General features: G+C 58.0%; 11 protein-coding genes. 4 read left to right on the forward strand and 7 right to left on the reverse strand.

Annotated elements, in window-relative coordinates; translation table 11 throughout:
• Positions 1 to 103: 103 nt before the first annotated feature.
• Positions 104 to 1,129: a class II fructose-bisphosphate aldolase gene (fbaA, locus tag HMPREF2682_RS06200; protein WP_012902702.1), complete on the reverse strand. Its 1,026-nt coding sequence runs from the start codon at positions 1,127 to 1,129 to the stop codon at positions 104 to 106.
• 264 nt (positions 1,130 to 1,393) lie between these two features.
• Between fbaA and HMPREF2682_RS06205 the strand changes: the two genes are divergently transcribed.
• The 3 genes from HMPREF2682_RS06205 (at position 1,394) to HMPREF2682_RS06215 (ending at position 5,026) form a co-directional block, all read left to right on the forward strand.
• The gene (locus tag HMPREF2682_RS06205) at positions 1,394 to 1,780 is read left to right on the forward strand and encodes a cobalamin ABC transporter ATPase (protein ID WP_070832371.1); all 387 of its coding nucleotides are present in this window, start codon (positions 1,394 to 1,396) and stop codon (positions 1,778 to 1,780) included.
• 306 nt (positions 1,781 to 2,086) lie between these two features.
• The gene (locus HMPREF2682_RS06210) at positions 2,087 to 3,688 is read left to right on the forward strand and encodes an amino acid permease (protein WP_070832374.1); all 1,602 of its coding nucleotides are present in this window, start codon (positions 2,087 to 2,089) and stop codon (positions 3,686 to 3,688) included.
• 285 nt (positions 3,689 to 3,973) lie between these two features.
• Positions 3,974 to 5,026 (forward strand): ornithine cyclodeaminase, encoded by a 1,053-nt coding sequence (locus HMPREF2682_RS06215; protein WP_005504242.1) that lies wholly within the window; start codon positions 3,974 to 3,976, stop codon positions 5,024 to 5,026.
• A 190-nt stretch (positions 5,027 to 5,216) separates the two neighbouring features.
• Here HMPREF2682_RS06215 and HMPREF2682_RS06220 read toward each other — a convergent pair whose 3' ends face one another.
• The 6 genes from HMPREF2682_RS06220 to HMPREF2682_RS06245 form a co-directional block, all read right to left on the reverse strand.
• Complete coding sequence (locus HMPREF2682_RS06220; RefSeq protein ID WP_070832376.1) at positions 5,217 to 6,029, reverse strand: hypothetical protein; 813 nt, start codon at positions 6,027 to 6,029, stop codon at positions 5,217 to 5,219.
• A gap of 88 nt (positions 6,030 to 6,117) precedes the next feature.
• Positions 6,118 to 6,933: a hypothetical protein gene (locus HMPREF2682_RS06225; protein ID WP_070832379.1), complete on the reverse strand. Its 816-nt coding sequence runs from the start codon at positions 6,931 to 6,933 to the stop codon at positions 6,118 to 6,120.
• 266 nt (positions 6,934 to 7,199) lie between these two features.
• Entirely contained in the window at positions 7,200 to 7,955 is a 756-nt protein-coding gene (locus HMPREF2682_RS06230; protein ID WP_246827263.1) for a TrmH family RNA methyltransferase, read from the reverse strand.
• A 115-nt stretch (positions 7,956 to 8,070) separates the two neighbouring features.
• Positions 8,071 to 8,652, reverse strand: coding sequence for an orotate phosphoribosyltransferase (gene pyrE, locus HMPREF2682_RS06235; protein ID WP_005504234.1), 582 nt, complete (start codon positions 8,650 to 8,652; stop codon positions 8,071 to 8,073).
• Positions 8,653 to 8,731: 79 nt separating this feature from the next.
• Positions 8,732 to 10,312, reverse strand: a complete 1,581-nt coding sequence (locus tag HMPREF2682_RS06240) for an anthranilate synthase component I family protein (protein WP_070832382.1) — start codon at positions 10,310 to 10,312, stop codon at positions 8,732 to 8,734.
• Positions 10,313 to 10,339: 27 nt separating this feature from the next.
• Positions 10,340 to 10,672 carry a rhodanese-like domain-containing protein gene (locus HMPREF2682_RS06245; protein ID WP_070542379.1) on the reverse strand — a complete coding sequence of 111 codons (333 nt, stop codon included), beginning with the start codon at positions 10,670 to 10,672 and terminating at the stop codon, positions 10,340 to 10,342.
• Between the two features lie 310 nt (positions 10,673 to 10,982).
• Here HMPREF2682_RS06245 and HMPREF2682_RS06250 point away from each other — a divergent pair, with 310 nt between their 5' ends.
• Positions 10,983 to 12,443 carry a peptide MFS transporter gene (locus tag HMPREF2682_RS06250; RefSeq protein WP_070832384.1) on the forward strand — a complete coding sequence of 487 codons (1,461 nt, stop codon included), beginning with the start codon at positions 10,983 to 10,985 and terminating at the stop codon, positions 12,441 to 12,443.
• The last annotated feature ends 454 nt before the right edge of the window (positions 12,444 to 12,897 follow it).

The raw sequence follows: 12,897 nt of genomic DNA on the forward strand, positions 1-12,897 counted from the left end.
TGCCCGCCTCCTCACATTGAGGAAGCGGGCACCGCTTTCGCTTAACGAAGCTTAGGTTCACACCCGGCAGCGACTATAGGCGCTGCGGCGGGCGAACAGTACCTTACTTGATGGAGGTACCGACGGAACCGAGCTGCTGGCAAGCCTCGACCACGCGTGCGGCCATGCCTGCCTCTGCAGCTGCACCCCAAACGCGGGGGTCGTAGGTCTTCTTGTTGCCGACCTCGCCGTCAACCTTCAGCACACCGTCGTAGTTGCTGAACATGTGACCAGCAACGGGGCGGGTGAATGCGTACTGGGTGTCGGTGTCGATGTTCATCTTGATAACACCGTAGGACACTGCGTCTGCAATCTCCTGCTCGGTGGAGCCGGAGCCACCGTGGAAGACCAGGTAGAAGGGCTTGTCGCCCTTGCCGTACTTAGCGCCGACCTCGGTCTGGATTTCCTTGAGCAGCTCGGGGCGCAGGTGAACGTTACCGGGCTTGTACACGCCGTGAACGTTACCGAAGGTCAGAGCAGCCATGTAGGTGCCCTTCTCGCCCAGGCCGATTGCCTCAACGGTCTTGATTGCGTCTGCAACGGTGGTGTACAGGGAGTCGTCGATAGCGCCTTCAACGCCGTCTTCCTCGCCACCAACGGCACCAATCTCAACCTCGAGAACGAGCTTTGCCTTGGAGGTACGCTCGATCAGCTCAGCAGCAATCTTCAGGTTCTCGTCCAGGTCGATTGCGGAGCCGTCCCACATGTGGGAGTTGAAGATGGGGTCTTCACCGCGAGCAACAGCCTTCTCGGACTCTGCCAGCAGGGGCAGAACGAAGCCTTCCAGCTTGTCCTTGGGGCAGTGGTCGGTGTGCAGTGCAATGTTCACGTCGTACTGCTTAGCAACCTCGCGTGCGTATGCTGCGAAGGCCAGGGAGCCAACGACCATGTCCTTCTTGGAAGCGCCGGACCAGTATGCTGCACCACCGGTGGATGCCTGGATGATGCCGTCCGAGCCAGCCTCTGCGAAGCCGCGGATAGCAGCGTTCAGGGTCTGGGAGGAGGTCACGTTCACTGCGGGGTACGCGAAGCCCTTTTCCTTCGCGGTCTGCAGCATTTCTGCGTAAACTTCGGGGGTTGCAATAGCCATATGCTGACTCCTTGGATAGATGCGACCGGTTACCGATGTTGGGCCGGTTCACCATTTTTTGTTGGCGCGCGAGACGCCTCCTACTCGCACTATTTTACCAAGATACGACTTATTTATCGTTAATTTTTTGTGGGTTTTTTTGGGTTTACTGCAGCGAAAGTTCCGCGAATTACCGCGGTAAAGTAGAGGTGTTAATGACTTGATGTCTTCTGTGCGTGCAGGCCAGCGTACACATGACCCGGACGCGACGAAAGGAACCTCCCAATGGACAAGGCGAGCGCTAAAAATAATCCGAAACAGCTCGACGCGAAGCGTGAGAAGCGTGCCCGTCAGGCGCAGCGTCGTGCTGAGCGTGAGCATCCGAATGCGGCGGCTATTGCGCCCGTGCGTGCCCAGTTGGATGAGGTTCTGGAGCGTAAGAGTCGGCATGTTTTGGGGCACGGCGATATGGCGAAATCCCTTGAGTTGATGGAGAAAATGCGTGATGAGGGGGCGAGCGACCATGAGATTGATGTGGCGCTTGCGGAGGCGAAGCTCCCCTCGGTCGTGCAGGTGGGTCGTAAGTCGTTGATGCGTTGGCCGAGCTGGTGGTGGTTGAATCGTCGTGAGCGTGCGTTGCGGGCGAAGATTGACCGCCTGATGGAGGGCTAGGTCCCTGTTTTGAATAGGTTGTGAGAGCACCCCGTTGTGGGTGCTCTTGTGCTGTGCGGTGGTGGGGTAATTGATTTTTTGGACTCGGGGTTCAATTAATCTATTTCACAAAACAATGAAAACCACACAATACAACATGAACCAAATATATTCATAAGATATGCATTATATGTATATAAATTGTTACGTGACGCGGGTTATATTTACCTAAATTGCCGTGCTATAGTCGTTACAACCCACAGACGTGTTCCCAACCACATTTCATGTAACACGTGCTTCAGACGTAACTATCCAAGGAGGTATAGCATGAGCACCTCACCGAACAAGAACCCGCAGACTTCTGCAGCGGATCAGTACACCAAGCCCCCCACAGACGACCCGTTCGCACACGAGCAGGAAGGCTTCCACAAGGGGCTTGGCGCACGCCAGCTCCAGATGATCGCCATCGGTTCCGCTATCGGTACCGGCCTATTCCTGGGCACCGGTAGCCGTCTGCAGGACGCAGGCCCCATGCTCGCCGTCATCTACGCCGTCATCGGCTTCTTCGGCTACCTGATTCTTCGAGCCCTCGGCGAGCTCATCCTCCATCGCCCCTCCTCGGGCTCCTTCGTCTCGTACACCCGCGAATTCTACGGCGAAAAGGCCGCATTCGTCTCCGGATGGCTGTACTGGTTGAACTGGGCAATGACCGCCGTTGCAGATGCCACCGCCATCGCCATCTACATCAGCTGGTTCGGTCGATACAACCAGTTCTTCGCAGACATTCCCCAGTGGCTCAGCGCCTTCATCGTCGTTGTCATCACCGTTGCGTTGAACCTCATCTCCGTTAAGCTCTTCGGTGAGCTGGAATTCTGGTTCGCACTCATTAAGATTCTTGCCCTGCTGTCCTTCATGGCGGTAGGTATCTGGTACCTGGTCTTCGGTGAACCCATCAACGGCGTCCGCCCCGGCCTTGAACTCATTGCAGCCAATGACGGCTTCTTCCCCAACGGTATTCTTCCCGCTCTTATCGTGGTTCAGGGCGTTGTGTTCGCCTACGCCGGTATTGAGCTGGTCGGCACCACCAGTGGTGAAACCAAGAACGTTGAGAAGGTTATCCCCCGCGCTATCAACACCGTGATCTGGCGTATCGCGATCTTCTACGTTGGTTCCGTGGTTCTGCTGTGCCTGCTCATGCCCTACACCGCGTACAAGGATGCAGAGTCGCCGTTCGTGACTTTCTTCGACTCAATCGGCATTGACGGTACCGCACCGATTATGCAGCTGGTCGTTATTACCGCGGCTGCTTCCTCGCTGAACGCTGGCCTGTACTCCACCGGCCGTATCCTCCACTCGATGGGTGTTGCGGGTTCGGCACCGAAGTTCACCACCAAGGTGTCCCGCTCCGGCGTTCCGGTGGCAGGTATTCTGCTGACCGGTGTGGTTGGCCTCTTCGGTGTTGTGCTGAACTTCTTCGTTCCCGAGCAGGCGTTCGAGGTTGTGCTGAACATCGCGTCGGTGGGCACCATGGCTAGCTGGGCGGCTATCGCAATGTCGCACCAGAAGTACCTGAAGATGGTCGGTGAGGGCAAGTACAAGCGCCCCAACTACCGCGCACCCGGTGGTCGCTTCAGCGACTGGGCTGTGATGGTGTTCCTCGCTGTTGTGCTGGTGCTGATGGCGCTGGATTACCCGGTGGGTACCTACACCCTGGCGTCGTTGCTGGTGGTTATCCCGCTGCTGATTATCGGCTGGTACACGGTTCGTGACCGTGTCAATGAGATTGCTCGCGTCCGTGAAGGCTACACCGGTTCCGTGCCTGTGATTGCTGCCCGCCCCGTGGTGAAGAAGCTCGTTTCGGAGCCTCGTACCCACATTGACCTGGGTGAGCTGGACCTTGAGGACGAGGACAAGCCGAAGGGACGCTAACCCGACCGGCAGCCTCCAATCCCGGCGATATCCCAGTGAAATCCCGGTCGAGGCAACGAGGGGGTTCTAAACCCTAGCCTGTAGGTTCCAGGAGTTCTAGAACCCCCTCCCCGCACGTCTTTTCGTGTTCGCTCCGTATTACATCCGTGTAATACATAAAGCAAAGTACATATTTACAGCATTTCTAATACGGTGTGTCCTGCAATATATTTTGAGATAATAGATATCCGCAGTGACCACCAGATGCACAAAGAAGTTTTGTGCAGATATTCAAAGGAGAAAATCATGACTGAACGTCCTAGCGCACACGCGGTGGAATTTGTTGACGTCGCCTCGATGGCGAAGTGGATTCAGAAGGACGGCGTAGGCAACATCATTGCCGGCATGGTCGACTTCCTCGAAGAAGACTTCAAGAAGTGGCAGAGCTTCGACAAGATTCCGCGCGTCGCCTCCCACACCCCCTTCGGTGTGATTGAGCTGATGCCCACCTCCGACAACATCACCTACTCCTTCAAGTACGTGAACGGCCACCCCTCCAACCCGGCACGCGGCTTCCAGACCGTGACCGCGTTCGGTCTGCTCGCTGACGTGGACAACGGCTACCCCGTGTTCCTGGCCGAGATGACCCTGCTGACCGCGCTGCGTACCGCTGGCGTGTCCGCCATGGTCGCTAAGCACCTGGCACGCAAGGATTCGAAGAAGATGGCGATGATTGGTACCGGCTCGCAGTCTGAGTTCCAGGCGCTGGGTATGCGCGCGGTGCTCGGCATTGAGGACCTGTCCGTCTACGACGTTGATCCGCACGCCATGGAGAAGTTCCGCCGTAACCTGGAGCCGCTGGGCTTCCGCATCCACCTGGCTAAGGACGTGGACGAGGCTGTTGAGGGTGCCGACATTATTACCACCTGCACCGCCGATAAGCAGCAGGCGAAGGTTCTGCTGGACCGCCAGGTGAAGCCCGGCGTGCACCTGAACGCTATTGGTGGCGACTGCCCCGGCAAGACTGAGTTGGAAAGCGAAATTCTGGACCGCTCCACCGTGTTCGTTGAGTTCCCGCCGCAGACCCGCATTGAGGGCGAGATTCAGCAGAAGGACCCGGACTTCCCGGTGGTGGAGTTCTGGAAGGTTCTGACCGGTGAGGAGCCGGGCCGCGTGTCGGATGAGCAGATTACCCTGTTTGATTCGGTGGGCTTCGCGATTGCTGACTTCTCGGGTCTGCGTTATGCCCGTGCGGCTACGCAGGACACCGACCTGCAGCAGTTCATTGACCTGGTTGCTAGCCCGGATGATCCGAAGGATCTGTACTCGCTGGTGAACGTTAACGTTCCGGTGGGCTAAAGGGCTCAAGTAACCTGACGCTGAGTGGCCTTGAGCTGGCGAGCCTGTAGGTGCGCTGGCATGGGCTGCGAGGTTGAGAGTGAATAAAGTGAGGGCCGGGGAGTGGTGACACTCCCCGGCTCCTTCTTATGAAATTTGCTTGTGGGCATTCTGCGGCTGGTTCGCCCGTTCTGCCCTTCAGCGGGTGCGGCTACTGGTGGGTGGCGATAATTTCACGCGCCCTCGCCACATGCTTTTCTTTCTCTTCTTTCAACTGGTTAAGCTTCGCCTGATTCTTCTCAATCAGCGGACCCTGATAGGACGCTTCAATATCACCCAGACGCTGAGCCATACCAACCTTCTGGTTACATTCGGCTTCGATGGTCGCGAGGCGAATTTCCTCCGGCTTAGCCTCTTCGTTGCCTTGGGAGGAGGTCATGAGATGTGCGCTTTCTTCGGACGTCCAGTCGCTCTCCCCTTCCCTGGGGGTTAGCCCGCGTTCACGCAGGCAGGTCCACCATTCTGAGCGAATATTTTTCCACTCATCGGTTTGGGAGGCGTAGGTGTATGCCTGTGAGTTGAGCTCTCCTACAAACCGGTATTCTTTTTCGTCCAGTTCGACGTCAGAGAATGCGGCTTTCACCTCTTCTTGGCACCGGGTGTTGATGTCGTCTGATGCTGAATCTTCTGGGCCTCGGGATTCCTTCTGGGAGTACCCGTACTTTTTGGCGTACTCAACGTTCCAGCTACCGTATAGGCCTCCCGGTTGAGGGGTGTCTACTGAGGGCACGGCGTAGGACTGCCCGTGGTGCGCATAGCATTCGGACATGAGCGTGTGCCACGCCGTGCTCACCGTACGGAGTGTGAGTTCGTCAAAGGCATACTCATCCAGTGGAAGGTGTACGTAGTTCTTTGAATAATCGAGAACAGCTTTTCGTGAGGTGTCCCGCTCGGCGCTGTTGGAGCAGGACACGCACGCCCCCAGCAGGCAGAATACTGCTACCGCAGAGAGAGCCTTACGCATAGGCTTTTCCTCCTCCATACCTTGTTGTAACGTTCAAACGGAGTTACCCCAATTATCCCAAGGGCTCCTATCTGCTTGTCGCTGATATCTACTGGTGGGTGGCGATAATTTCACGCGCCTTGGCTATCTTCGCGTCACGATAGGCCTTCAAATCATTCAGCAACGCCTGATTCTTCTCAATCAAAGGCCCCTGATAGGACGCCTCAAGATCACCCAGACGCTGAGCCAACCTCACCTTCTCACTACATTGAGCTTCAATGGTTGCCAGGCGGATAACCTCCTCCAACACTTTGGGATCATCAGCATTCAGATTGGCCGTTTCTTTGCTCGTCCATTCACCGTCCCCGGTGCGAGGCGTCAACCCTTCCTGACGCTGGCAGTCCCACCAATCTGAGCGGGCTTTCTTCCATTCAGGGTCAGCCTGCGCACGCTGGTACGCTTCGCCACTGATACGACCGACGGGGCGGTACTTTTTCTCATCAGCCTCATCAAAATAGAGCATATCCAGTTCTTCCCGATGCTCTTCGCGGCAGCTGGCCCTGACGTCTTCAGGGATGCTCTCATAAATCCTTTCCTGCTCTTCTCTGACTTTGCTGGACGTAAAATGATTCGCCGCATGCTTCACGTTCCAGGAGCCGTACTGGGAGGCGTTGCCAGAAACCAAGCCGTTTTCTAGAATTTCAAAATCGTATCCCTTTTTCGCATAGCACTCTTTAAGAATCAACAAATACGCCCTATATGTTATATCTAGGGCCTGGTCACTCATGTCGTATTCATCGAGCGGAAGAGTAATGTAGTTATTTTCAAAATCTAGCTGGGCTTTGAAGCTAGTATCTTTAGGCGCAGCGGCGCAGGAACTTAAAGCTAAAGCAAAGCAGGCGAGTAGGGCAGCAGATTTCTTCATTGTTACCGACTCCTTTCAGGGGAATGACGTCGCGGTCATTCATATCCACAGCCCGCAACCATTAGCGAGCCGAAGCCAGGAAATCCATCGCATGTCCCAAACTGAAATTGAGAGTGCGATTCTCACATTTCCTGTGATTTGCGTTAACACTAACACGCCTAGGTAATTCCATGCGTGGTTTAAGCCACCCCAACCCCCCAACAGAAAGGTTCCGACGCGCACACAACGCATCGGAACCTTTAAACACCTCATAAACAGCCGCCAAACTACGACGGAATCTGACCAAACACATGGCGGCGAACCCACGCATGCATCGCAATACCCGCAGCCGTCGCCGCATTCATCGAACGCGTCGACCCAAACTGCTCAATCGACAGAGTATCCCTAGCCGCCGCATGCAACTCCTCCGACAAGCCCGGGCCCTCCTGACCAAAAACCAGCACACACTTCTTCGGCAGATCATACGTCTCCAGGGGCACAGAATCCGGAAAAATATCAATACCAATAATCTCCAGACCCTCAGCCTGCGCCCACGCCACAAAATCCTCAATCGTCGGATGATGACGCACATGCTGATAACGATCCGTCACCATCGCACCACGACGATTCCAGCGGCGACGCCCAATAATATGGACCTCCTTCGCCAACATCGCATTCGCAGTACGCACCACCGTGCCAATATTCAAATCATGCTGCCAATTCTCAATCGCCACATGAAAATCATGGCGGCGCGTATCCAAGTCAGCAATAATCGCGTCCATCGACCAGTAACGGTACTTATCCACCACGTTACGGCGGTCGCCCTCACGCAGCAGCTCCTCATCCCAATGGTCGCCCTCAGGCCACGGGCCCTCCCACGGGCCCACACCCACCTCAAAACGGGCAGTACCCTGCTCAGTACCCTCAACAGCCTCAGCTGCAGCCGCCTCCGCAGGCACAGCCTCAGCCGCCTCACGATTCTCAACCATCACAACCACCTTCACACCAACAACCAGCGCCACAACCGGCGCCCACAGAGCCATCTTACAGACAAAAACCCGCCCCACCAGCCACACACAGCAGCCAGCGGCACGGGTTCACCCGCCGCAACGGGAATGCCTTAAAAAATCATGAGGTCCTAGTCCAAGCCAGCAGAGACTAGTCCAGGCCCAGCTCATCCTTCGAGTACGCGTACAGGCACGGAACGCCCGCAACCTCTTCCACATGCTCCTTCGCGCCGGTCGCACGGTCAACAATCACAGCAACCGCCACAACCTCAGCGCCAGCCTTACGCAGCGCCTCAACAGCAGTCAGCGCAGAACCACCGGTAGTGGAGGTGTCCTCAACAGCAACCACGCGGCGACCCTCAACGCTCGGGCCCTCCACCTGACGGCCCATACCGTAAGACTTCTGAGCCTTACGCACCACAAATGCGTCAATCGCACGGTCCTGATCACCCGCGGCACGCATAATCGCGGTACCCACCGGGTCAGCACCCATGGTCAGACCACCAGCGGCCTCAAACTCGATGCCGTTCTTATCCAGCAGGTCCAGCATGACCTGACCAACCAGGCGAGAAGCCTCGTGGTGCAGGGTGATGCGGCGCAGGTCAACGTAGTAGTCGGCTTCCTTGCCGGAGGCGAGGACCACGTGCCCGCGCACCACAGCCAGCTCCATAATCAGCTGGCGCAGGCGTTCACGGGCTTCTTCAATGGGGAGGTTTTCAGAAAGCTTAGTCATAGTTCCAGTGTAGCGGCTCACGTGCAGGCGGCGCAGGCTATCCTGCGCTATCCCGCTACCGCGTTATCCCGGCGCTAGGCTATTCCACCACGCGGCCCACCGACGGCGGTAGGGCGGCGCGCAGCTTCGTCAGCATCTCCTCATACTCGGCGGCAGGATCCGAATCGGCAACCACCGCACCACCGGCGGCAAGAGTCATCGTGCCGTCATCGTGCGCCACGAGCGTGCGAATCACAATCGATAGGTTTGCCGCGCCATCCGCCGACACAAAGCCCAGGGCACCCGAATACACACCGCGAGCGCGATTCTCCAGGCGCTCAATAATCTGCATGGTCGAGGGCTTAGGCGCACCCGTCATGGAGCCGCCCGGGAAGCACGCCCGCGCGGCGGCCACCGCGGAAATTCCCTCGCGCAGACGGGAACTGACTGTAGACACCAGCTGATGCACGGTCGAGTAGCTCTCCACACCCATGAGCACCGGCACGCGCACCGTGTGCGGCTCGGAAACCAGCGACAGGTCGTTACGCAGCAGATCCACAATCATGAGGTTCTCGGCGCGGGTCTTCTCATCGGTACGCAACCACGCCGCGGCGGCCTGGTCTTCTTCCGGGGTGGCGCCGCGAGCAACCGTGCCCTTAATCGGCTTGGTTTGCGCGTTGCGGTGCATATCTACGCTCAAAAAACGCTCCGGCGAAGAAGAAAGCACCGAAAAATCACCGCACCGCAGATACGCCGCATACGGCGCCGAGTTGTGGGCGCGCTGGCGGCGGTACAGCTCAAAGAAAAGCTCCGGGCTCGGATTGGGGATGCGCGCGACCGTCTGCGCGGTAAGGCACACCTCGTAGCTGTTACCCTCGTAAATTTCGCGCTGACTAGTGCGAACGGCGTCCATGTAGGCTTCCGCGGCAGGTGCCGGGAAGAGCAGGGGCTCGGTGAGCTCGGGGGTATTTACGGGGGCATTATCTGAGGCACTCTCCCCCGCCGCGCTCAGCGCCGGAGCCAGCACCGTGCTCAGCAGCCGCTCCGCCGCCTCACACCACGACTCATCGCCCACCAGCCAGCTACGCGCCGCAGCCCCCGGGCGGGCATGCTCATGCACCAGGTAGCGGACCGCCGGCAACCACAGAGAATCCGGGGTCGGCGCCTCATACGCCGGCAGATAGCCCGGCACCGGGTGGCCGTGCTCCATGCCCATGGCGGCACGCGCCTCATAGCCGAAATAGCCCACGTAACCGCCACGCAAACCCGCGGGCAGACCGGTTGCCGCCGCCGCATCCGGATTCACGCGCGGTGCGCAGGCGAGCGCCACCTCCAACTGGGCGAAGGGGTCTTCCCCGCCAGACTCAGCCGCCGCACGCGCCGAATCCACGCGCAGGGGCGACAGCTGCGCCGGGACCACACCCACATACGAGGCAACCGACATGGGCGACTCCTCGCGCGCCGAATCCAGCCAGAAGGAATACTCGGCACCGGCGGTCAGTAGCGGGTACGCGTCCTCGCAGTTCACCGCAAAAGGCAACGGGCGCACGACAAGCTCCCGCGTCTGCGCATCCCACGGGATGCTCTGCAGAATACTCGGCAGGGCATGGGGGGACGCAGAAGCGGGAGCGTTCGGGGTAGAAAAAATACGGTCCGCGGAAGTTTCAGTCACGGACTCCATTGTATGGCGTGCAGGCGAACTGGCGGTTTAGTGAACAACTGCGGGTGCTTCGCCGTTTTCGCTGGTCATCGGCAGACCGGCAGCAAACCACGCGCTGGTGCCGCCCGCAATGTTGTGTGCGGCGTAGCCGTGCTCGCGCAGGAAGGTTGCCGCGCGGTTCGAACGGCCGCCGCCGTGGCAGATGACGTAGAAGTCCTCGCCCGGTGCGGGCAGTTCAGCCAGACGCTCAGCGATGGTGCCGAGGGTGATGTGCTTTGCGCCGGTGGCGTGGCCGCCCTCCCACTCGTAGTCTTCACGCACATCGATGATGGTTGCGCCTTCGGGAACGTCGCGGGGGTCAACCTGGGGTACAGCGGTCATGGGGTTCTCCTTTGAAATGATTAAAAATGAGCCGGTCGGCACGACGGGGTGCCGTGTGGACATAGTTGTGGTTCCACTCTATCGCGTTGAGGGTGTGGGGCGCATCTAGCCCGGTATTTGGGGGTTTGTGAGATTCGGAAATGATGCATACGAAAAAATCGAAATGGTTTTTCATGCACTGATTGATGGTTCAATCTTTGAAATATATGAACACAATATGTATACATATGCACCCATAAGGGTATAGACTTAAACACATATTGCCCGGGTCACACAGAACCCCGGGCTTGCACAGAAAAGAATTACCACCATGTCCAACACCATCACAGGTGCCGAACCCAAGGACACCAAGACCTTCTTCGGCCACCCGAGCATGCTCGCGAACCTGTTCACCGTAGAAATGTGGGAGCGCTTCTCCTTCTACGGCATGCAGGGCATCATGATCTACTACCTGTACTACACCGCCGACAAGGGCGGCCTGGGCCTCGACAAGGACCTCGCCACCGGCGTTATCGGCGCGTACGGTGCAGTCGTGTACCTCATGGCAATCCTCGGCGGTATCCTCGGTGACCGCATCCTCGGCCCCGAGCGTACCCTCTTCTACTCCGCCATCGGCATTATGGCGGGTCACATCTCCCTCTCCCTCATCCCCGGCATCCCCGGCGTGGTGATTGGTCTGCTGCTGGTCGCTATCGGCTCCGGCGGCCTGAAGAGTAACGCCTCCGTGCTGGTCGGTTCGCTCTACAGCGACAACGACTCCCGCCGCGACGCAGGCTTCACCATCTTCTACATCGGCGTGAACACCGGTGCACTCCTCGGCCCGCTCCTGACCGGTTGGGGCTGGAGCACCTGGGGCTTCCACATGGGCTTCGGTTTTGCTGCCATCGGTATGGCCGCCGGCCTAATCCAGTACTCACTGACCCGCAAGAACCTGCCCGAGTCCGTGCACCACGTGGGCACCCCCTTCACCGGCGCTCAGAAGCGTAACTTCGCCCTGGCACTGGTCGGTATCGTGGTCGTTATCGGTATCCTGCTGGCGACCGGCCTGATGACCGCAGACAACCTCAAGAACTGGGTCATGGCCTTCATCTTCATCGGCGCTATCGCCCTGTTCGCACAGATGCTGAGCGCCAAGGACGTCACCGCGGATGAGCGTTCCCGCGTCACCGCGTTCATTCCCCTGTGGATTGCAAATGCCGTGTTCTGGGCACTGTACCAGCAGCAGTTCACCGTCATGGCGGTGTACTCGGATGAGCGCCTCAATTGGAACATCCTGGGCATGGAGCTGACCCCGAACCTGGTCAACTCCATCAACCCGGTCTTCATCATCATCTTCGGCATGATGTTCTCCGCCCTGTGGACCAAGTGGGGCGACCGCCAGCCGGTCACCACCCTGAAGTTCTCCGCAGCGCTGATTATTATCGGTCTGGCGTTCTGGATCTTCCTCACCCAGGCGGGCGTTCAGAGCGTGAACGTCGGCTGGATCGTGCTGATTCTGTTCGTCTGCACCATCGCCGAGCTGATCATTTCGCCGGTGGGTATTTCGCTGGCGACCAAGCTCGCACCGAAGGCGCACCGCGTGAACATGATGGCGCTGTACTTCACCTCCGTGGCAATGGGTACCGTGCTCTCCGGTTGGCTGGCTCCGTTCTACAGCATGGAGACCGAGGTTCCCTACTTCACCTGGATGGGTATTATCACCATCGCGACCGGTATTCTGCTGTTCCTGGTGCACAAGCCGGTTCAGAAGATGATGCGCGGCGTGAAGTAACCGCAAAATTGCTTGTCTAGACTGCTGACTCGCTGTTTTCAGGCGGCGTGAGCGTATGAGGCTAGTGCATATAGGCTAGGGGCCCCAAATCCTTGAGTTATCAAGGGTTCGGGGCCCTCGCTGTATGCGCTGGTGCATGCACCGGTGTATGCGCCCGCAGCCGGGGCTCCAGAGGGTTTTCCTTAATGAGACAATCCGCGCGGATTTTCTTATTAAGCGCCTTAATAAGAAAATCGGGGGCAATTGTCTCAATAAGCCCCTCTGTGACGGGCGGGTTCCCGCGCGTGGAACTACTGCGCGGGACTGTGACGATTTATGTCTTCACATGAACGCGCATGACGACATACAGGGTCAAAAAGGGACGCATTAAGCCACGAACAGAAATCTACTAGACAGCCCTCAACCACAGGTCTAAGGTGATTCCAGAACGAGTCGGAAAACCCCTTCCGGCACG

The organism is Rothia sp. HMSC061D12 (genome assembly GCF_001836735.1).
GTDB lineage: Bacteria > Actinomycetota > Actinomycetes > Actinomycetales > Micrococcaceae > Rothia.